We start from the raw sequence: 17580 nt of genomic DNA, 5'->3' as shown, positions 1-17580 counted from the left end.
ATGGCTCATGATGTCCCTCTGGGATGCGCTCCGGATGAATATGATGATCTCATATCAGGAACTTGTTCGCACCTTCCCTAAAGGAAATAATACTGCAGACATGATGATAGATTTCATGAATGATTTGTGGTGAATCATATTAAATAAAAATTGTTAATGTGAGACTGGAAAAGGTAATCTTTGCCCCGTTATATGCCTTTAAGATTCTTTATCCATTATCTGCGTGAATGCTATTTATATAAATAAACTGTTATTCGAAGATAAATCAGGATTGGCCCGATGTGTATACATCGGGTTTTTTTATGGGCAAAAAATGCCCGGCAGAGCCGGGCAGGTGAGATTATTCACTGGTAGATTTTTCAGCTTTTCCTGCCATTTGCGCCAGGAAATCGTAGCGTTTTTGCAGGTCTGCCGCAGCATCCTTCCACAACTGCTCGGCGACTTCAGGCTGTTGCGCGTTAAGCCGACGGAATCTCTGCTCCTGCATTAATGTCTCTGCAAGTGCGTCGGATGGTGGACGGGAGTCGAGTGCCAGCGGCAATTTGCCTTCATCGGCCCGGCGTGGATCAAAACGATACAGCGGCCAGAACCCGGTAGCGGTAAGCTGGCGCATCTGATCATGGCTGAGAGCCAGATCATAGCCATGCTCTTCACACGGACTGTAGGCGATAATCAGCGATGGGCCCGGATAGGCCTCGGCCTCCTGAATGGCTTTTACCGTCTGGTTGAGCTGCGCACCAAGCGAAATTTGCGCAACATAAACATGACCGTACATCATCATGCTGACACCCAGATCTTTACGCGCTTTGCGTTTACCGTGTTCGCCAAATTTGGTCACGGCGCCCAGCGGCGTCGCTTTTGACGCCTGACCACCGGTGTTGGAATAACACTGGGTATCCAGCACCAGAATATTGACGTTTTCGGTCAGGCTCAGGACATGATCCAATCCGCCAAAACCAATGTCGTAAGCCCACCCATCCCCACCAATCAGCCAGATAGATTTTTCCACCAGCGCGTCGGCATCGGTCAGAAGTTGTTCTGCACCTTCAACCCCGCTGAGTTGTTTGCGCAGTTCCGCCACTTGCTCACGACGAACGTCGGGTGAGGCATCGCTGTGCAGGGCGTCATTCAGTTCCGCCGGGATCTTATCGGCGAACTGCTCCAGCAGGCGCATAACGCGGATACGGTGCTGATCAACCGTCAGGCGGAAGCCCAGGCCAAATTCAGCGTTATCCTCAAACAGCGAGTTTGCCCACGCCGGACCCCGGCCATTTGCATCCGTGGTATACGGCGTGGAAGGCAAGTTCCCACCATAAATAGAAGAGCAGCCAGTTGCATTGGCAATCAACATGCGATCGCCATACAACTGCGTCAGCAGCTTGATGTACGGCGTCTCACCACAACCGGAGCACGCGCCTGAATACTCGAACAGCGGCGTAATCAACTGGGAGGTTCGAATATCAATGCGTTCGAGTTTGGTGCGATCAATTTCCGGCAGGTCGAGGAAGAAGTCGTAGTTCACTTTCTCTTCTTCAACATGCTCCAGGCGCGACATCATATTGATGGCTTTAATCTCTGGGTTCTGACGATCTTTCGCCGGGCAGACCTCTACGCAGAGATTACAGCCGGTACAATCTTCCGGTGCGACCTGCAGGACGTATTTCTGCCCACGCATATCGCGGGATTTCACGTCCAGTGAGTGCAGGCTGGCTGGGGCATTATCCATGTCTTCCGGAGAGACCACTTTGGCGCGAATGGCGGAGTGTGGGCACGCCGCTACGCAGTGGTTACACTGCGTACACAGTTCTTCCTTCCAGATTGGGATCTCTTCGGCAATGTTGCGTTTTTCCCAGCGAGTTGTCCCCATCGGCCAGGTGCCGTCAGGCGGCAGCGCCGAGACGGGAAGGGCGTCGCCCAGGCCCGCCAGCATGGCGGCAGTCACCGTTTTAACAAAATCGGGTGCGGCATCGGACACCACGGGAGGACGATTCGGGCTGGCTGCATTGACCTGCTGTAAAGGAACCTCAGACAGGGATTCGCGAGCCAGCGCCAGGGCCTGCCAGTTACGCTCAACCAGTTCCTGTCCTTTACTGCTATAGCTTTTAGCAATCGCCCCCTGCAACTCCATCAGTGCGCTGTCGCCAGGCAGAATGTTCGTCAGGTGGAAGAAGGCCATCTGCATTACGGTGTTGATACGCGCGGCAAGGCCACATTCGCGGGCGATTTTTGCCGCGTTGACGACGAAGAAGCGGGCTTTTTTCTGATTCAGGACCGCCTGTACTTCCTGTGGCAGACGATCCCAGACTTCCTCTGCGCGGTATGGCGTGTTGAGCAAGAAAATCCCGCCAGGCTTCAGGCGCTCTGCCATTTGATACTTATCGATGAACTGTAGCTGGTGACAACCCACGAAATCGGCCTGGGAGATCAGATAGGCGGAGCGGATAGGCTGCTCGCTGACGCGCAGGTGAGAAACGGTCAATCCGCCTGCTTTTTTGGAGTCATAAACGAAATACCCCTGGGCATACCAGGGCGTTGAGTTACCGATAATTTTGATGTTGTTTTTAGTCGCCGAGACACTGCCATCGCTGCCTAACCCATAAAACAGCGCTTCGAGTTTGGCGCTCGCTGGCAGGGTATTTTCCGGTAAGGGCAGTGAGAGGTTGGTGACATCGTCGTAAATACCCACCGTAAAGCGCGGCTTCGGTTTGGTTTGACTCAACTCGTTGAATACAGCCAGTACACAATCCGGGCCAAACTCTTTCGAAGACAGACCGTAGCGTCCGCCGATCACGCGCGGCAAGGTTTCGCGCTCGCCGCTGTTAAAGGCTTCCGCCAGAGCGGTCATCACATCCAGATAAAGGGGTTCAGCCTGCGCACCCGGTTCTTTGGTACGATCGAGCACTGCAACGGTACGCGCGGTTTCAGGTAACGCGAAAAGCAGATGTTTTGCGGAGAACGGGCGATAGAGGCGCACTTTCAGCACGCCGACTTTTTCGCCGCGCGTCAGCAGTTCATCCACGACCTCTTCGCAGGTTCCGATCGCCGAACCCATCAGCACGATTACGCGCTCAGCCTGTGGATGACCGTAATACTCAAACGGTTTGTACTCGCGCCCGGTTGCGGCTGCAAAGTCATCCATCGCTTGCTGGACGTGGTCATAAACGGCGTTGTACCACGGGTTAGTCGCTTCGCGGGACTGGAAATAGGTATCCGGGTTTGCCGATGTGCCACGGATCACCGGATGTTCAGGATTAAGCGCACGGGCGCGATGGGCGTCAATTTCCGCCAGCGGTAGCAGATTCAGGATCGTGTCATCGGCCAATGGCACGATTTTATTGATCTCGTGTGAGGTGCGGAAACCATCAAAGAAGTGAATGAAGGGAACACGGCTTTTCAGGGTGGCGATATGTGAAATTAGGGCGAAGTCCTGAGCTTCCTGAACGCTGCTGGCGCATAACATGGCACACCCTGTCTGCCGAACGGCCATAACATCAGAATGGTCGCCAAAAATCGACAGCGCGTGGGTCGCGACGGTACGAGCGGCCACGTGTAATACGAATGGCGTAAGTTGGCCTGCCAGTTTGTACAGCGTCGGGATCATCAGCAGCAACCCCTGAGAAGAGGTAAATGAGGTTGAAAGCGCTCCCGTCTGGAGCGCGCCATGCACTGTGGCAATTGCGCCCGCTTCCGACTGCATTTCAACCACTCTGGGTGTATCACCCCAGACGTTTTTCAACCCATTACCTGCCCAGGCATCAGCCTGTTCCGCCATTGTGGAGCTTGGCGTAATGGGATAAATGGCGATAACTTCACTGGTGCGAAACGCGACTGACGCGACTGCACCATTACCGTCAATAGTTTGCATAGGACGACACCCTTACATTGCGCAAAAAAGGGGCCCGTAAAACGGCAACAGGCCCTGAATATTATTTCTTTATTTTAGCAAAAGTCCGGTTTTACGATTTTCGCTTTTGTGTCCTCGATATTCGCGCCATCAATGAGTAGATCAATATTTTGGTGGAAAAAGTGCGAAAATTTGTTTCTGTATCGCATAAATACGCAGTTGCGCTCTCGACGTAGCGACGACCGATGCCTATTATGCTTAGGTTTCGCAACATCTATGGGTATGGGGGAAAAAGAATGCGTTCAGCGTTTTGGGTAGGATGTGCCGCGTTATTGTTGTCGGCATGCAGCAGTGAACCTGTCCAGCAGGCGACGGCTGCTCATGTTGCGCCGGGTATGAGAGCGGCGATGTCCAGCTCGGGACAAGCTAATTGCGCGATGATTGGCGGAGCACTGTCTGTTGCCCGTCAGCTTGACGGTTCTGCTATTGGCATGTGCGCGCTACCCAATGGCAAACGTTGCAGTGAACAGTCGCTTGCCGTGGGGACATGCGGTAACTACTGATTATTCCGCGCGCTTAAACGTCAACGTTTTTTCTGCTGTTGCCAGTGTGAGCTGATCTTCCGTCAGATCGACCTGCGCGCCTGCGCGCAAAATATCGCTGATGGTGTGATCCAGTTCATTAAGCTGTGGATCAGTACATAATTTTCGGGTCATCGCCAGCGTTTTGACCTTGAGTTCTCCCTCGGCCAATTTCCCCTGGCCGCTAAAGCGATTACACATCACGCCAGACACCGTTATATTTTTAATCAGGCTGAGATCCTGCAACTCCCCAAAACTGATTTCAGGTTGCGTCGCGCTGGTTTTCACCGCTTTGCCATTCACACTTTCCAGAACAAACCGATGACTCTGAAGTTGTTCTGGCTGAACAGAGGCTTTACCGGGATTCACGCAGCCCGTGAGCACCAGACTGAATAAACTTAACGCAACGAATTTTTTCATATTTCTTCTCAAACTATAAATACCGTGAATCTACTTTCAGAGTGTCACGATACTCCGTTGCGCGTTAATGGGGTTTATCTGAAAGTGCGAGGGGGAGCGGGCAGCGTACGGACTGCCCGATAAGGTAGATTAGTGTGTTTTAAATCCTGCGGCTGCCATCAGCACACGAAAGAGCATACTGACCGATGCCAGTGCCAGGACACTTCCGCCCCAGATGATAGCCAGCCACATCAGACGTTTCCAGACAGGTTGTTGCATCAGTGGTAACCCTCCCCATGCTGAACTTTTCCACGAAATACGTAATAGGTCCAGAAGGTGTAGACCAAAATAATGGGAATAATCAGCAGCGCACCTACCAGCATAAAGCCCTGGCTTTGTGCTGGCGCAGCAGCCTGCCATAGCGTGATGGACGGCGGGATAATATGCGGCCAGATGCTGATCCCAAGCCCGCTGAAGCCAAGGAAAACAAGCCCTAACGTCAGAGCAAACGGCAGATTATGGCTGTCATTATTATTCAGGCAACGCCACTGGATCAGGCTGAGAAGAACAACCAGGACCGGCACAGGCAATAAGAAATAGAGATTAGGTAATGTAAACCAACGCGCGGCAATGACCGGATGCGCCAGCGGTGTCCAGATACTGATTACCGCAATAACAGCGAGTAAGGCGAGAAGCAGGCGTTTCGATACCTGGCGCATACGGTGCTGAAGTGGATTTTCGCTTTTCATCACCAGCCAGGTTGCCCCGAGCAGGGCATAGGCGACAACCAGCCCTACACCGCAAAACAGGTTAAACAGGGTAAACCAGTCAAATGGCCCGCCGCTGTAGGTGCGACCGGTTACGGCAAAACCGTTAATGACCGCGCCAACCACAACGCCCTGGGTAAATGTGGCCAGAATGGACCCTCCCACAAAGGCTTTATCCCAGAAAGGACGGTGTGCGGGCGTTGCTTTAAAACGGAACTCAAAGGCAACACCGCGAAATATCAGCCCGATCAGCATTAAGGTCAATGGAATGGTGAGGGCATCAATGATTACGGCATAAGCCAGGGGAAATGCGCCGAACAGTGCAGCGCCTCCCAGGACCAGCCAGGTTTCATTCCCGTCCCAGACAGGGGCGACGCTGTTGACCATCACGTCGCGGTCATCGGCATTTTGCGTCGCCGGGAACAGGATACCTATCCCCAAATCAAAGCCATCCATCACGATATACATCAGCGTGGCGAAGACGATAATGACGAACCAGATAATGGAAAGATCGATACCCATTATGGTTTCTCCTTAGTAGCAAATTCAGTGCTGGCGGCAGAAAGTGGGCGCGCCGGACGTCCATCGGACTCTGTCGGGAAGGTTTCGTGTTCCTGCGGTCCTTTTTTGATGAGCCGCACCATATAGCTATATCCCACACCAAACACCGAGGTGTAGACCACAAAAAAGGCCAGCAAACTGAGGCTCATATGCAGGTCGCCATGCGCAGATACGGCATCCTTCGTGCGTTGTAACCCGTAAACCACCCACGGTTGTCGACCCACTTCTGTGGTAACCCAGCCCGCCAGAATAGCGATCAGGCCGGTAGGTCCCATCAACAGAGCAAACCAAAGGAAGGGACGGGAGGTATACACTTTTTGCTTGTAACGTAACCAGACGGCGACAACGCCCAGCAGCAGCATCAACATGCCTAAGCCTGCCATAATGCGGAACGACCAGAAGACAATGGTGGCATTAGGACGATCTTCCTTCGGAAAATCCTTCAGAGCGGGAACTTGTTTGTCCAGACTGTGGGTCAGAATTAAGCTGCCAAGCGCCGGGATCTCCAGCCCATAGCGTGTTCGCTCTTGTTCCATATCCGGCCAGCCAAAAAGCAGCAGTGGAGTCGGTTCTCCGGGCGGATTTTCCCAATGACCTTCAATGGCGGCAATTTTAGCAGGCTGATGTTTTAGCGTATTCAGCCCGTGCATATCACCAATCATGGCCTGAATGGGCGCCACAATCAGGGTCATCCACAGCGCCATTGAGAACATCGCCCGAATGGCAGGCGTATTGTTTCCCCGCAGTAAATGCCATGCCGCAGAAGCACCGACAAACAGCGCGCTGCTCAGGAAGGCGGCAATTGACATATGCAGCAGACGGTAGGGGAAGGAGGGGTTGAACACCACGGCAAACCAGTCGACGGGGACGACCTGACCGTTAACGATTTCATAGCCTTGTGGGGTTTGCATCCAGCTGTTAGACGCCAGGATCCAGAAGGTGGAGATGATTGTACCCAGCGCAACCATGCAGGTTGCGAAGAAGTGCAGCCCTGGTCCAACCTTATTCCAGCCAAACAGCATTACCCCGAGGAATCCTGCCTCGAGGAAGAACGCTGTCAGCACTTCATAGGTGAGAAGTGGGCCAGTAATACTTCCCGCAAACTGGGAAAAACCGCTCCAGTTCGTACCAAACTGATACGCCATGACCAGACCTGAAACGACGCCCATACCAAAGTTAACGGCGAAGATCTTCGACCAAAAATGGTACAACGAACGCCAGGTTGGGTTTTTCGTTTTTAGCCACAGACCTTCCAGCACCGCGAGATAACTCGCAAGGCCGATGGTTATTGCCGGGAAAATAATGTGAAAGGATACGGTAAACGCGAATTGTATCCTCGCAAGATGAAAAGCATCTAAACCAAACATGCACAGCCTCAATGTCAAACGGTGTGCGGTTATGGTATAGGGTCTGTCAGATGACTATCAGAGGCAGAAAAGTGAAATTTATGTATAACAGTTCCATAAAATGGTGATTTTTTACAATCTGATATACAGCGTTACGCTAAGATGTGTACACGACTATCGGCATAGCTAAAAGTTCAGAATATAAAAATTTTTTTCTTATCACTTTTATGCATTAAAAGCCTTGCATCCTTTTCTCGGACATGCGTTAATGATTCTTCGGTTTGACATCCAAAAAAATATCTGACGTCGTTTCTTAAAGCATTCCTCATCACGTTGTGCCTCTCCGCAGCCTCTCTTGGGTCTTTTCTTTACACTCTGATTAGTTTTGTCTCAGACCACTGTTGCCATAAAGGCCCATTAGTGATTTACGTTTTAACGTTTACAGGAGAATCTTATGATTTCTTATATCCATTTTCGATGCCCATGCTGTCATGGCTCGCAATACCGCACATCCGCTTTTGATGTGTCAGAAAAAAATCCACATGGCGCGAAATGCATTTTCTGCAAATCGTCCATGGTGACTCTCGATCATCTGGCGGCGGCCGTGCATGCAGAAAAAGCGCCACTTGATTATCGTAAGTAACAACACGCTAGCCGCTTAAGCTTCGTACCTGGTGGTAAAAAGCGCCACGAATAACCATAACAGTTCGCTAAAACTTCTCTTTTTCTCCTGCTGATATACACTGTCGCGAAGTGAGGAGAATCTGATGAAAAAATACCAGCGTCTGGCGCAGCAACTTATCTCGCAAATTGAGCTTGGGGTATGGTTACCCGGCGACAAATTGCCGTCACTGCGAGAGCAGGTTGCCAGCAGTGGCATGAGTTTTATGACCGTGGGTCATGCGTATCAGATGCTGGAAAGCCAGGGGCGAATCGTTGCTCGCCCGCAGTCGGGCTACTACGTTGCCTCCCGCCCGACATCCCAGCAGCCTGCTCCGCCTGCCCAGGTGATGCGGAGTGAAGTGGTGGACATCAACACCTATATCTTTGATGTACTCCAGGCCAGCCGTGATCCCTCCGTTGTGCCTTTTGCGTCCGCGTTTCCTGACCCCAGACTTTTCCCGCTTCAGCAACTCAATCGCTCACTGGCTAACGTCAGTAAAACGGCCACGGCGATGAGCGTCATTGAAAATCTGCCGCCGGGCAATGTCGATCTCCGTCATGCCATTGCCCGGCGTTATGCGCAGCAAGGGATGAACATTTCACCCGACGAAATTGTGATCACCGCCGGGGCGCTGGAAGCGCTTAACCTCAGTCTCCAGGCCGTGACCGAGCCGGGCGACTGGGTGATTGTCGAGAATCCCTGTTTTTACGGTGCGCTTCAGGCGCTGGAGCGTTTGAAACTAAAAGCGCTTTCGATTGCGGCAGATGTCCGTGAGGGGATCGACCTGAACGCGCTTGAGCAGGCGCTAAACGATTACCCGGTGAAAGCCTGCTGGCTAATGACCAACAGCCAAAATCCGCTGGGATTTACGCTGAGTGCGGAGAAAAAAGCGCATTTAATTGCGTTATTGACCAAGCACAACGTCATGTTGATAGAAGATGATGTCTACAGTGAACTCTATTTTGGCCGTGAAAAACCGTTGCCCGCCAAAGCCTGGGACAGCCAGGATATGACGTTGCACTGCTCTTCATTCTCGAAATGCCTGGTGGCGGGTTTTCGCATCGGCTGGGTGGCTGCGGGGAAACATGCGCGGCGGATCCAGCATCTGCAGTTAATGAGCACCTTATCAACCAGTTCGCCTATGCAGCTGGCGCTGGTGGATTATCTGGCGACAAAACGCTATGACGCGCACCTTCGACGTCTGCGTCGCACCCTTGCTGAGCGCAAACAGCAGGCCTGGCAAGCCCTGTTACGCCATATGCCATCTGGTGTCAAAATCCACCATAATGACAGCGGATACTTTTTATGGCTGGAGCTGCCTGCACCGCTGGATGCCGGGCTTTTGAGCGAGAAAGCCTTAACCCACCATATCAGCATTGCGCCGGGGAAAATGTTTTCGACATCGGATGCCTGGACGCCTTTCTTTCGGTTCAATACGTCGTGGGCATGGGGAGAGCGAGAGGAACACGCTGTGCGCCAGTTGGGTCAATTAATTAGTGAAATGCTGGAATAAATACACTGCCTGTTTTAATCGACGTATTATATTGCTCTGGAAATAACCCTTCCTTATTTTTAAAAGGCGCTGCGAATATCTCGCGGCGCTTTTTCGTTTGCATCATAGGAAATCTGCATACTGCCTCTCATCGCTAACCCCTTGTCTATAATCCAGTTAACGGGGAATGCGCCCTCGGTCACAACCTGGTGAAATTTCCCCGACGCGTCGGGTGCGGCGCATTTACGCGGTCTACGTTTAGTTAGGGAGATATTTTTACGGCACGGCTGCCGCTAAATTTCATTGCGACAGGAGTAAATCTAATGAGCAAAAAATTTGCCCGCAGCAGCCTGTGTGCGCTCGGTATGACCATCATGACCGTGCAAGCCGCTGAGCCACCAAAGGCTATCGGCGATGGGGAAGGACGACTGGATATTATTGCCTGGCCGGGATACATCGAACGCGGTCAGACGGATAAAAATTATGACTGGGTGACCCCGTTTGAAAAAGAGACGGGTTGTGCGGTGAATGTTAAAACCGCCGCGACCTCCGATGAGATGGTCAGCCTGATGGCGAAAGGCGGATATGACCTGGTAACGGCATCCGGTGATGCCTCTCTTCGCCTTGTAATGGGTAAACGCGTCCAGCCGATTAATCCCGACCTCATTCCAAACTGGAAAACCATCGACCCGCGCATCGTCAAAGGTGAGTGGTTCAACGTGGGGGGCAAGGTGTACGGTACGCCGTATCAGTGGGGGCCAAACCTGCTGATGTATAACACCAAAACCTTCCCGACACCACCAGACAGCTGGAGCGTGGTATTCGTCAAACAGGATCTGCCGGACGGCAAAACCAACCAGGGCCGCGTCCAGGCCTATGATGGCCCGATTTACATCGCCGATGCCGCGTTGTTTGTGAAAGCCACACAGCCAGCGCTGGGGATCACCGATCCGTACCAGCTCACGGAAAAACAGTATGCCGCCGTTCTGAAAGTGCTTCGCGATCAGCATGCGTTGATTCACCGCTACTGGCATGACACCACGGTACAAATGAGTGACTTCAAAAATGAAGGTGTGGTGGCATCCAGCGCCTGGCCCTATCAGGCGAACGCCCTGAAAGGTGAAAACCAGCCTATAGCAACCGTGTTCCCGAAAGAGGGGGTCACCGGCTGGGCTGATACCACCATGCTGCATGCCGAAGCGAAACATCCGATGTGTGCCTATAAGTGGATGAACTGGTCGTTGACGCCAAAAGTGCAGGGCGATCTGGCGGCATGGTTTGGCTCGTTGCCGGTGGTGGCTGAAGGATGTAAAGCCAGCACGCTATTGGGCGACAAAGGGTGTGAAACCAACGGATATAACTACTTCGACAAAATTATGTTCTGGAAAACGCCGATTGCGGAAGGTGGGAAATTTGTCCCTTACAGCCGCTGGACGCAGGATTACATCGCCATCATGGGCGGCCGTTAATCGCCCGGGAGCAGAGCATGACGTACGCGGTAGAGTTTAATGATGTTTCCCGCCTGTACGGTGACGTACGGGCTGTGGATGGTGTCACCATTGCTATTCGTGACGGGGAGTTTTTCTCCATGCTGGGGCCTTCGGGCTCCGGCAAAACCACCTGCCTGCGTCTGATTGCGGGCTTTGAGCAGTTGAGTGGCGGTACGATCACGATTTTCGGTAAAGAAGCCAGCGCGCTCCCGCCCTGGGAGCGCGATGTGAACACTGTGTTTCAGGATTACGCGCTGTTCCCGCATATGTCGATCCTCGAGAATGTGGCTTACGGCCTGATGGTGAAAGGCATCGACAAGAAAAAACGGCAATCGCAGGCGCGCGATGCGCTGGAAAAGGTCGGTCTGGGTTTTGCCGATAAACGTAAACCGTCGCAGCTTTCCGGCGGGCAACGTCAGCGTGTTGCCATTGCGCGCGCCCTGGTCAATGAGCCTCGGGTGTTGCTGCTTGATGAGCCTTTAGGGGCACTCGATCTTAAGCTCCGGGAACAGATGCAGTTTGAACTGAAGAAACTTCAGCAGGAACTGGGTATTACCTTTATTTTCGTCACCCACGATCAGGGCGAAGCGCTCTCGATGTCTGACCGGGTGGCGGTGTTCAACAACGGGCGAATTGAGCAGGTCGATACTCCTCGCGAACTGTACATGCGCCCGCGAACGCCATTCGTAGCTGGTTTTGTTGGCACGTCTAACGTGTTCGATGCGGGCATTGCCCAGCGTGTGTGCGGCATGGACGGTATGTATGCATTGCGACCGGAGCATATTCGTCTGAATGAAGGCGGGGAGGTTCAGGTTCAGGGCGTGGTGCAGGCCGTACAATACCAGGGGGCGGCAACACGCTTTGAGTTGCGACTTGCCGATGGTGCAAAACTGCTTGTGAGCCAGGCCAACCTTAGTGGCCACCCCGTGCCTGCGAATACGGAACCGGGTCAGCAGGTGATGGCATCGTGGTCACGCGAGGCCATGGTTCTGCTGCACGAGGAGAGGTGAAATGGATATGAGCGTTTCGCATACTCCCACATCCCATGGGCGGTTAAGCCGAATGACCGCGTTGTTCTGGCGTAAACCGTCGCTGGGATTATTCCTGCTTCTGCTCGCCCCGTTGATGTGGTTCGGTATTGTCTACTTAGGATCGCTGCTGACCTTGCTGTGGCAAGGGTTCTATACCTTTGACGATTTCACCATGTCGGTCACGCCGGACCTGACTTTTGCAAACATCCGGGCACTCTTTAATCCGGCAAACTACGACATCATTGTGCGCACGCTGGTGATGGCGATTGCTGTCACAGTAGCCAGCGCCATCCTGGCTTTTCCGATGGCCTGGTACATGGCACGTTATACCCGTGGTAAGTGGAAGGCGTTTTTCTATATCGCGGTCATGTTGCCGATGTGGGCAAGCTATATTGTTAAGGCCTACGCCTGGACACTATTGCTGGCAAAAGACGGTGTCGCACAGTGGTTTCTCGGGCATATGGGGCTGGAGCCGGTTCTGACCTCGATTCTTACGATCCCGGCCATCGGCGGGAATACGTTGTCGACGTCAGGTCTGGGGCGATTCCTGGTCTTCGTCTACATCTGGCTGCCATTTATGATCCTGCCGGTTCAGGCTGCGCTAGAACGTCTTCCTCCGTCGCTCTTGCAGGCGTCAGCCGACCTGGGCGCGCGTCCTCGTCAGACGCTCCGCTACGTGGTGTTGCCGCTGGCGATCCCCGGTATCGCCGCAGGGTCCATTTTTACCTTCTCACTGACGCTGGGCGATTTTATTGTCCCGCAACTGGTTGGGCCGCCGGGCTATTTTATTGGCAACATGGTCTACTCCCAGCAGGGGGCCATCGGGAATATGCCAATGGCGGCCGCGTTCACGCTGGTTCCCATTATTCTTATCTCTCTCTATCTGGCGTTCGTGAAACGTCTGGGAGCATTCGATGCACTCTGAACGCGCACCGTTGTTCCTGAAAGTGGCAGCCTGGGGCGGGGTGATTTTCCTGCACTTTCCGCTGCTGATTATCGCCACCTATGCCTTTAATACGGAAGATGCCGCTTTCAGTTTTCCGCCACAGGGGCTGACGCTCAAGTGGTTCAGCGTGGCGGCATCGCGTGGGGACATTATTGATTCCGTGACGTTGTCACTTCAAATTGCCGCCTTATCGACGGCCATAGCGCTGGTGCTTGGCACGCTTGCTGCAGCAGCGCTCTGGCGTAGTGAGTTTTTTGGTAAAAATGCCATCTCACTATTGCTGTTATTACCTATCGCCCTTCCGGGGATCATCACCGGTCTGGCACTGTTGACGGCTTTCAAGGCCATCAATCTGGAACCGGGTTTTTTCACCATTGTGGTCGGGCACGCCACGTTCTGTGTGGTGGTGGTCTTTAACAACGTGATCGCCCGGTTCAGACGCACCTCCTGGAGCCTGGTCGAAGCGTCGATGGATTTAGGGGCCGATGGCTGGCAAACCTTCCGTTATGTCGTGATGCCTAATCTTGGGTCAGCACTACTGGCGGGCGGCATGCTGGCGTTTGCGCTGTCGTTTGATGAGATTATTGTCACCACATTTACGGCGGGACACGAGCGCACGTTACCGCTGTGGTTGCTTAATCAGTTGGGCCGTCCCCGCGATGTCCCGGTGACCAACGTGGTCGCTCTGCTGGTGATGCTGGTGACAACCTTTCCTATTCTGGGGGCCTGGTGGCTAACCCGTGAAGGCGACACTCTCGCCGGTAGCGGGAAATAACGTCGATTTAAACGGGACTATGCTATGCAAAATCAACTGCTGATTAATGGTGAACTGACGACCGGCGAAGGCGAAAAGCAGCCGGTATATAACCCCGCTACGGGAGAGGTACTGCTGGAGATCGCGGAGGCATCCGTTGGGCAAGTCGATGCCGCTGTTCTGGCCGCAGACCGCGCGTTTGGGGCATGGGGGCAGACCACTCCAAAAGTGCGTTCTGAGTGTCTGCTGAAACTGGCTGACGCGATTGAAGCGCATGCTGAAGCGTTCGCTCAACTGGAATCACTGAATTGCGGCAAGCCGCTGCATTGCGTGCTGGGGGATGAAATCCCGGCCGTCGTGGATGTATTCCGCTTCTTTGCCGGGGCGGCGCGAACCCTGAATGGTCTGGCTGCCGGGGAATATCTGGATGGTCATACCTCCATGATCCGCCGTGATCCGGTCGGGGTCGTCGCATCCATTGCACCCTGGAACTATCCACTGATGATGGCGGCCTGGAAGCTCGCACCGGCGCTGGCAGCCGGTAACTGTGTGGTGATTAAGCCTTCAGAGATCACACCGCTGACGGCGCTGAAGCTGGCTGAACTGGCGAAAGATATCTTCCCGGCAGGCGTTCTGAACGTCCTGTTCGGGCGAGGAAAAACGGTCGGCGACCCGTTGACCGGACATGAAAAAGTGCGCATGGTTTCGCTCACGGGGTCGATTGCGACCGGGGAACACATTATCGCTCACACGGCATCATCCATTAAGCGCACCCACATGGAGCTGGGGGGCAAAGCACCGGTGATTGTTTTTAATGATGCAGACCTGGATGCCGTTGTTGAGGGCGTGCGAACCTTTGGTTTTTACAACGCCGGACAAGACTGCACCGCAGCGTGTCGTATCTATGCCCAAAAGGGCATTTACGCCGCACTGGTGGAGAAACTTGGTGCAGCAGTTTCCACCCTGAAAATGGGCGCGCCAGAGGATGAATCAACCGAGCTGGGGCCGCTCAGTTCGGCTGCTCATCTGTCGCGCGTGTGCAAAGCGGTGGATGATGCAAAGGCACTCAGCCACATCCGCGTGGTGACGGGCGGCAGTAAAAGAGAGGGGGCGGGATACTATTTCCAGCCAACACTGCTGGCTGGTGCAAAACACGAAGACGCGATTGTTCAGCGTGAGGTCTTTGGCCCTGTGGTCAGCGTCACGGCCTTCGATGATGAAGCGCAAGTCCTCGCCTGGGCCAATGACTCGCAATATGGCCTGGCCTCGTCGGTCTGGACAAATGATGTGGGTCGCGCGCATCGCCTTAGCGCACGTTTGCAGTATGGTTGTACCTGGGTGAATACCCACTTTATGCTGGTCAGCGAAATGCCTCACGGTGGGATGAAGCTGTCAGGCTACGGCAAAGATATGTCGGTGTACGGGCTTGAGGATTATACGGTTGTTCGCCACGTAATGATCAAACATTAAGCACTTACGCCCGGCAGTCTGTACTGCCGGGCTCGCTTTTTACCAGCCGCAAACCTCGTGTTCATTTTCCGTATCGTAAGCGCGTACGGTGTTCACAAGCTCTTTTACCACTTCAGCGGCAACATCCGGAATCAATAGCTCCATCGGGGCTTGTGTCTCGTAGTCCACCGACACACCGTTGCTATTATTGGTGACAGTCACGGTGTACGTTGCTTTGCCCATGATGTTACTCCTTATGCGTGTTGACCACTCTACCGATGCCAGCACCGCTGAGTGTGACTGCCGGGTCGGCAAAAAAGTCGATGTTAAAATAGGTATCGTCGGTCAATAGCTCAATGCGATGCCATTTTTGCGGCGGTGAAATACCGAATGAGCCCGCTTCGATAACCTGTTCAAGATCGGGTTCGGTTGCGTCGCCATCGGCAAAGCCAAAGTAACGCACAGCCCCTTGCATCACGGATAATCGGCCATAAACGCCTGCTTTTGTATTGTGATGAGTGAAGAGGGCTTTTGGCGCGGTTTCTTTATTCCAGAATGGGGTCGCGCGGGTGTGAACAAAATTCTCAGGAATACGCAGCATACAATTTTCCTCTTTAATATCAGTCAGTCAAAGAGATCTCAGCACGTCCGGCTCAACAAAAAAATCGATATTGAACACCGTGTCTTTGGTCATTACTTCAATGTGATGCCATTTCTCCGGTGGGAACACACCGAAATGACCTGCTTTGATGATGAGCTCGTGTTCTGGCTCTGGCGTGGATTCATCGGCGTAACCTAAATAGCGAACTGCCCCCTGCGCCACGCTCAGACGAGGGTAAACGCCAGGGCGTGTTCCCTTGTCGAGATGGCGCTGGAAAATACCAGCAGGGGCGGTCTCTTTGTTCCAGAACGGTGTGGAACGGGTATGAATACAACTCTGCGGAATGCGTAGCATAATGCCTCCCTTAAAAACCCTGTCTTATTAAACTGCTTTCCAGGAGCGAGGATTTGTCAAAAAGTGCATTTATAATGCATGTTATAAGGAAAGATAATCTCGGCTTATCCGGAGTTGTAACAATAGATACCTACTTGTTATTATCCTTGTTATTTAAGTGGTTATTATGTAATGAAAAAACTTGATCTGTATCAACATATGTCGCATATTGCGCGCGGTTATTTTTTACAGATTGGGTGAGCAAGGTGACGCTGTATCAAAAAATGTTGGTTTTCTACGTAATCATGGCGTCAATCTGCGCGTTAATTACCTGGTTCCTGTCTAAAGATCGTAAACGTATTCGCCTCCTGAGCGCTTTCCTGGTAGGGTCCACCTGGCCCATGAGTTTCCCGGTCGCATTGTTGATATCGCTTTTCTGAAGCCCGATTCCGCTTTTACAAGAGAGTCGTAGCATTTCATTACTGATAACTGTATAAATAAACAGTGCATCACAAATGGAGTGCCTATGAACAGTTTTTACTCGCAACATGCGGACTGCGTGGTTCGCTGGCAAGATCTTCCCGGACATGGCGATCCCATCGTGTTTATTCACGGCCTTGGGTGTGCCTCTTCCTATGAATATCCTCGTGTTGTCTGCGACCCGAATTTTGGTACGCGCAGAGCCCTTCTCATTGATTTGCCTGGCAGCGGCTACAGCGACAAACCTGAGCATTACCGCTATCGCACAAGCGATCAGGCGCGGGTTGTTGTTGAATGGCTTAATCACCTGGGCATCGAGACTTTCTGGCTGTATGGACACAGTATGGGCGGCAGCATTGCGATAGAGACTGCGGTATTAATGCAGGATCGCATCAAGGGATTAATGGTTTCAGAGCCTAATTTCCACGCAGGCGGGGGAATGTTTAGTCGATCTATTGCCAAACAAACTGAACATCAGTTCGTTGAACACGGGTATCACGCTTTGCTCTCAGCGGAAAAAACACCCTGGGCAGGGTGTCTGCAAAACTCAGCCCCCTATGCGGTATGGCGAGGTTCGACCAGCCTGGTTGCGGGTGTCAGCCCCGACTGGTCAGCTCAATTTTTATCACTATCCTGCCCGGTGACGCTCATTTTTGGTGAACTTTCATTACCCGATGCGGATGTTGATGCCCTTCAGGCTCAGGGTGTTGACGTTAAGATCCTGCCCAATGCCGGACATTCCATGTCGTGGGAAACACCGTCGGCACTGGCGAAAGCCATAGCCACCAGTGTAAGTATGACGGAAGAATAACAGCCCGCACTCAGGCGGGCTGCTACGGTGT

At 52.9% G+C, this 17580-nt stretch carries 18 protein-coding genes; 10 read left to right on the top strand and 8 right to left on the bottom strand.

Features of this window, described 5'->3' with window-relative positions:
* Positions 1-340 precede the first annotated feature (340 nt).
* Entirely contained in the window at positions 341-3865 is a 3525-nt protein-coding gene (gene nifJ / locus GF617_RS04630) for a pyruvate:ferredoxin (flavodoxin) oxidoreductase (RefSeq protein ID WP_203451189.1), read from the bottom strand.
* Between the two features lie 275 nt (positions 3866-4140).
* On the opposite strand from nifJ, the gene GF617_RS04625 reads away from it, so the two are divergent.
* Positions 4141-4407 (top strand): DUF333 domain-containing protein, encoded by a 267-nt coding sequence (locus tag GF617_RS04625; RefSeq protein ID WP_181623654.1) that lies wholly within the window; start codon positions 4141-4143, stop codon positions 4405-4407.
* Here the strand turns inward: GF617_RS04625 and hslJ are convergent, their stop codons facing one another.
* The 4 genes from hslJ to GF617_RS04605 form a co-directional block, all read right to left on the bottom strand.
* On the bottom strand, positions 4408-4845 hold the full coding sequence (gene hslJ, locus GF617_RS04620; RefSeq protein ID WP_203451188.1) for a heat shock protein HslJ: 438 nt from the start codon (positions 4843-4845) through the stop codon (positions 4408-4410).
* A 129-nt stretch (positions 4846-4974) separates the two neighbouring features.
* Entirely contained in the window at positions 4975-5103 is a 129-nt protein-coding gene (locus tag GF617_RS04615) for a DUF2474 domain-containing protein (RefSeq protein ID WP_181623652.1), read from the bottom strand.
* Positions 5103-6113, bottom strand: coding sequence for a cytochrome d ubiquinol oxidase subunit II (gene cydB, locus GF617_RS04610; RefSeq protein ID WP_203451187.1), 1011 nt, complete (start codon positions 6111-6113; stop codon positions 5103-5105). The genes GF617_RS04615 and cydB overlap by 1 nt, the downstream gene beginning before the upstream one ends.
* Positions 6113-7519 (bottom strand): cytochrome ubiquinol oxidase subunit I, encoded by a 1407-nt coding sequence (locus GF617_RS04605; protein ID WP_203451186.1) that lies wholly within the window; start codon positions 7517-7519, stop codon positions 6113-6115. The genes cydB and GF617_RS04605 overlap by 1 nt, the downstream gene beginning before the upstream one ends.
* Before the next feature lie 433 nt (positions 7520-7952).
* On the opposite strand from GF617_RS04605, the gene GF617_RS27050 reads away from it, so the two are divergent.
* From GF617_RS27050 to patD, 7 genes are all read left to right on the top strand, one after another.
* Entirely contained in the window at positions 7953-8141 is a 189-nt protein-coding gene (locus GF617_RS27050) for a cold-shock protein (protein WP_181623649.1), read from the top strand.
* Between the two features lie 124 nt (positions 8142-8265).
* Positions 8266-9675 carry a PLP-dependent aminotransferase family protein gene (locus tag GF617_RS04600; protein WP_181623648.1) on the top strand — a complete coding sequence of 470 codons (1410 nt, stop codon included), beginning with the start codon at positions 8266-8268 and terminating at the stop codon, positions 9673-9675.
* A 302-nt stretch (positions 9676-9977) separates the two neighbouring features.
* Positions 9978-11123 (top strand): putative ABC transporter substrate-binding protein YdcS, encoded by a 1146-nt coding sequence (gene ydcS, locus GF617_RS04595; RefSeq protein ID WP_181623647.1) that lies wholly within the window; start codon positions 9978-9980, stop codon positions 11121-11123.
* 17 nt (positions 11124-11140) lie between these two features.
* Complete coding sequence (locus GF617_RS04590) at positions 11141-12154, top strand: ABC transporter ATP-binding protein (RefSeq protein WP_181623646.1); 1014 nt, start codon at positions 11141-11143, stop codon at positions 12152-12154.
* Position 12155: 1 nt separating this feature from the next.
* Entirely contained in the window at positions 12156-13100 is a 945-nt protein-coding gene (locus GF617_RS04585) for an ABC transporter permease (protein ID WP_181623645.1), read from the top strand.
* A complete protein-coding gene (locus GF617_RS04580) occupies positions 13090-13896 on the top strand; it encodes an ABC transporter permease (protein WP_181623644.1) in 807 nt (268 codons plus the stop codon). Before GF617_RS04585 ends, GF617_RS04580 begins: the two co-directional genes overlap by 11 nt.
* Before the next feature lie 24 nt (positions 13897-13920).
* Positions 13921-15345: an aminobutyraldehyde dehydrogenase gene (patD, locus tag GF617_RS04575; RefSeq protein ID WP_203451185.1), complete on the top strand. Its 1425-nt coding sequence runs from the start codon at positions 13921-13923 to the stop codon at positions 15343-15345.
* 39 nt (positions 15346-15384) lie between these two features.
* On the opposite strand, the gene GF617_RS04570 is transcribed toward patD, so the two are convergent.
* The 3 genes from GF617_RS04570 to GF617_RS04560 are packed head-to-tail and all read right to left on the bottom strand — an operon-like array spanning position 15385 to position 16279.
* Positions 15385-15567, bottom strand: coding sequence for a DUF1869 domain-containing protein (locus tag GF617_RS04570; protein ID WP_181623642.1), 183 nt, complete (start codon positions 15565-15567; stop codon positions 15385-15387).
* A gap of 4 nt (positions 15568-15571) precedes the next feature.
* Positions 15572-15925 carry a DUF1971 domain-containing protein gene (locus tag GF617_RS04565; protein ID WP_181623641.1) on the bottom strand — a complete coding sequence of 118 codons (354 nt, stop codon included), beginning with the start codon at positions 15923-15925 and terminating at the stop codon, positions 15572-15574.
* A 27-nt stretch (positions 15926-15952) separates the two neighbouring features.
* Positions 15953-16279, bottom strand: a complete 327-nt coding sequence (locus GF617_RS04560; RefSeq protein WP_181623640.1) for a DUF1971 domain-containing protein — start codon at positions 16277-16279, stop codon at positions 15953-15955.
* A gap of 245 nt (positions 16280-16524) precedes the next feature.
* On the opposite strand from GF617_RS04560, the gene GF617_RS04555 reads away from it, so the two are divergent.
* Positions 16525-16698 carry a GhoT/OrtT family toxin gene (locus GF617_RS04555; protein WP_181623639.1) on the top strand — a complete coding sequence of 58 codons (174 nt, stop codon included), beginning with the start codon at positions 16525-16527 and terminating at the stop codon, positions 16696-16698.
* Between the two features lie 86 nt (positions 16699-16784).
* Positions 16785-17549 (top strand): alpha/beta fold hydrolase, encoded by a 765-nt coding sequence (locus tag GF617_RS04550; RefSeq protein ID WP_181623638.1) that lies wholly within the window; start codon positions 16785-16787, stop codon positions 17547-17549.
* The last annotated feature ends 31 nt before the right edge of the window (positions 17550-17580 follow it).

Source organism: Lelliottia sp. RWM.1 (genome assembly GCF_016859735.1).
Taxonomy (GTDB): Bacteria; Pseudomonadota; Gammaproteobacteria; order Enterobacterales; family Enterobacteriaceae; genus Enterobacter.
Note: the sequence above shows the minus strand (reverse complement) of the source record. Positions and strands in the feature narration are given on the sequence as shown.

What these genes read in the sequence shown, in the direction of transcription:
- GF617_RS04550 (WP_181623638.1), top strand. Translation starts at nt 16,785, where the DNA reads ATGAACAGTTTTTACTCGCAACATGCGGACTGCGTGGTTCGCTGGCAA.
- hslJ (WP_203451188.1), bottom strand. Translation starts at nt 4,845, where the DNA reads ATGAAAAAATTCGTTGCGTTAAGTTTATTCAGTCTGGTGCTCACGGGC.
- cydB (WP_203451187.1), bottom strand. Translation starts at nt 6,113, where the DNA reads ATGGGTATCGATCTTTCCATTATCTGGTTCGTCATTATCGTCTTCGCC.
- GF617_RS04560 (WP_181623640.1), bottom strand. Translation starts at nt 16,279, where the DNA reads ATGCTACGCATTCCGCAGAGTTGTATTCATACCCGTTCCACACCGTTC.
- nifJ (WP_203451189.1), bottom strand. Translation starts at nt 3,865, where the DNA reads ATGCAAACTATTGACGGTAATGGTGCAGTCGCGTCAGTCGCGTTTCGC.
- GF617_RS04570 (WP_181623642.1), bottom strand. Translation starts at nt 15,567, where the DNA reads ATGGGCAAAGCAACGTACACCGTGACTGTCACCAATAATAGCAACGGT.
- patD (WP_203451185.1), top strand. Translation starts at nt 13,921, where the DNA reads ATGCAAAATCAACTGCTGATTAATGGTGAACTGACGACCGGCGAAGGC.
- GF617_RS04615 (WP_181623652.1), bottom strand. Translation starts at nt 5,103, where the DNA reads ATGCAACAACCTGTCTGGAAACGTCTGATGTGGCTGGCTATCATCTGG.
- GF617_RS27050 (WP_181623649.1), top strand. Translation starts at nt 7,953, where the DNA reads ATGATTTCTTATATCCATTTTCGATGCCCATGCTGTCATGGCTCGCAA.
- GF617_RS04600 (WP_181623648.1), top strand. Translation starts at nt 8,266, where the DNA reads ATGAAAAAATACCAGCGTCTGGCGCAGCAACTTATCTCGCAAATTGAG.
- GF617_RS04625 (WP_181623654.1), top strand. Translation starts at nt 4,141, where the DNA reads ATGCGTTCAGCGTTTTGGGTAGGATGTGCCGCGTTATTGTTGTCGGCA.
- GF617_RS04590 (WP_181623646.1), top strand. Translation starts at nt 11,141, where the DNA reads ATGACGTACGCGGTAGAGTTTAATGATGTTTCCCGCCTGTACGGTGAC.
- GF617_RS04605 (WP_203451186.1), bottom strand. Translation starts at nt 7,519, where the DNA reads ATGTTTGGTTTAGATGCTTTTCATCTTGCGAGGATACAATTCGCGTTT.
- ydcS (WP_181623647.1), top strand. Translation starts at nt 9,978, where the DNA reads ATGAGCAAAAAATTTGCCCGCAGCAGCCTGTGTGCGCTCGGTATGACC.
- GF617_RS04565 (WP_181623641.1), bottom strand. Translation starts at nt 15,925, where the DNA reads ATGCTGCGTATTCCTGAGAATTTTGTTCACACCCGCGCGACCCCATTC.
- GF617_RS04585 (WP_181623645.1), top strand. Translation starts at nt 12,156, where the DNA reads ATGGATATGAGCGTTTCGCATACTCCCACATCCCATGGGCGGTTAAGC.
- GF617_RS04580 (WP_181623644.1), top strand. Translation starts at nt 13,090, where the DNA reads ATGCACTCTGAACGCGCACCGTTGTTCCTGAAAGTGGCAGCCTGGGGC.